The organism is Microbacterium sp. BF1 (assembly GCF_019279095.1).
GTDB lineage: Bacteria > Actinomycetota > Actinomycetes > Actinomycetales > Microbacteriaceae > Microbacterium > Microbacterium maritypicum.
This window is the reverse complement of sequence record NZ_JAGYWT010000419.1, coordinates 1-2148: the sequence shown is the minus strand read 5'-3', so window position 1 is coordinate 2148 and position 2148 is coordinate 1. Positions and strand designations below refer to the sequence as shown.

General features: G+C 68.8%; 2 protein-coding genes. One reads left to right on the top strand and one right to left on the bottom strand.

Translation table 11 applies throughout. From position 1 onward, the window contains the following. Positions 1–175 precede the first annotated feature (175 nt). Positions 176–1183, bottom strand: coding sequence for a TadA family conjugal transfer-associated ATPase (locus KZA10_RS13050; RefSeq protein ID WP_256934824.1), 1008 nt, complete (start codon positions 1181–1183; stop codon positions 176–178). A gap of 402 nt (positions 1184–1585) precedes the next feature. Between KZA10_RS13050 and KZA10_RS13045 the strand changes: the two genes are divergently transcribed. Beyond that, the coding region (locus KZA10_RS13045; RefSeq protein ID WP_218683086.1) for an AMP-binding protein at positions 1586–2148 on the top strand (563 nt) is incomplete at its 3' end.

Sequence of the window (2148 nt, the reverse complement as noted above, 5' to 3'; positions counted from 1 at the left end):
CCGCGATCGACCCGGTCGACCACTGCCCGGGCCTGCGGATCATCGGTGTCAGCCAGGTGCCGCCAGGCGACGACCGGCACCGCCCCGGCCTGCAGCAGCACGGCCAGCGTCTGCACCGCGGTCGCGGCATCCGTCGCACCCGTCTGCGCCTTTCGCGGCAAGCGACGCGGCCGCATCACCACGGCTGCACCTCCTCGATGTCGAGTCGATCCCCGGCGATCACGAGCCGCCCTGCCTGACGGATGCGACGGGTACCTCCGGGTGCCCGATCGAGATGGAGGACGATGGTGAACGCGCTGACCGCCTGACGTGCGAGAGCGACCGCATCCATCCCGGCGAGGGCACCAAGAGCTTCGAGCCGAGCAGGAACGTCACGCAGCCCGCTCGCGTGCAGAGTGCCCGCACCGCCGTCGTGCCCGGTGTTGAGAGCGGTCAGCAGCTCGCGCACCTCTTCTCCGCGACACTCACCGACCACCAGCCGATCGGGACGCATGCGCAGCGACTCTCGAACCAGCCGCGCCAGGGTGATGGCGCCTGCTCCCTCCAGGTTCGATTGCCGGGCCTCGAGGGAGACGTGATGCGGGTGGCGGGGGCGCAACTCGGCGACGTCTTCGATCGTGACGATGCGCTCCGTCGGAGGCACTTCCGACAGCAGCGCCGACAGCAGCGTGGTCTTGCCCGTACCCGTTCCCCCGGTGATGAGGATGTTCGCCCGCTCGGCCACCAGTCCCAGAAGCCAGACCTGTTGGGACGCGTCGAAGGCTCCGAGAGCGGCGAGCGCGTCGAGGTCGCCGGCGCGCACACGGGGAATGCGTATCGACAGCGCGGTTCCGGTGGTCGAGACCGGCGAGAGCACCGCATGCACGCGGATACCGGAGTCGAGGCGGACGTCGACGCAGGGCGCCTGGTCATCGAGATGCCGGCCTCCGAGGCCGACGAGCGCGACCGCGAGATCTCGGACCTCTCGCTCCGATGCCCTCCACCCCTCTGCGGGCTCGGCTCCGTTCCCGCGGTCGACGAACAGCCCGCCCGCCCCGTTCACGAACACATCGGTGACGGCATCGTCGAGATGGGCGAGGAGCGGTCCGAAGGCAGGATCCATGTGAAGGCGCTCGGGCGAGGCTTCCGCCACCGATGCGGCAGACCGCTCTCCCCTGGGCTGGATGACGAAGGAATCGGGCATGACGGTGACGCTATGCGGCGCCGCGCCGAGGAGAGGGCGCCGATCGCCGGACGACTCGGCCCCTGTGAAGAAGCCGACTCCTGTGCGCGCGGTGCAGGACCGGGCGACGATCACACGCGAGCGAGAAGGGAGCGCTCCCAAAGGAATGGGCGGCATCTCACGGGGGGAATGAGATGCCGCCCACGGCGGTCCACGATTGGGGGAATCGGGCACGCCAAGGCCGGAATGAGAATTCGGCTGTCGTCGAGTGTACGCAAGGCGACCGTCCGGACAAAACCGGCAGCACTACTGACTTTCGGCAGTATGCGATGGGTGGTCGCACGGATAGATTCGCCGTGACCTGGTCGCCCACCCCCACGACCATGCTCGCAAGACCCGTAAGCCGCAAAGGAGCGCCTGCCGATGAGCAGCCAGATCGACCACCTTCTCGACGAGACCCGGAAGTTCCCGCCGTCGGAGGAGTTCGTCGCCCAAACCATCACCTCGCCCGAACTGTATGAGCGTGCTGCCGCCGACCGCGAGGCCTTCTGGGGCGAGCAGTCCCGCGAACTCGTGCACTGGCACAAGCCCTTCACCCAGGTGCTCGACTGGAGCAACCCGCCGTTCGCGAAGTGGTTCGACGATGGCGAGCTGAACGTCGCCTACAACTGCCTCGACCGTCACGTCGAGGCGGGCAACGGCGACCGCGTCGCCCTGCACTGGGAGGGCGAACCGGGTGACACCCGCCGCATCACCTACGCCGAGCTCACCGACGAGGTCAAGCGCGTCGCCAACGTGCTCGAGGGACTGGGCATCGGCCAGGGCGACCGCGTCGCGATCTACCTGCCCATGATCCCCGAGGCGATCGCCTCGATGCTCGCGGTCGCGCGCGTCGGCGCCATCCACTCCGTCGTGTTCGGTGGTTTCAGCGCGGACAGCCTGCGCTCACGCATCGACGACGCCGGCGCCAAGCTGGTCATCACGGC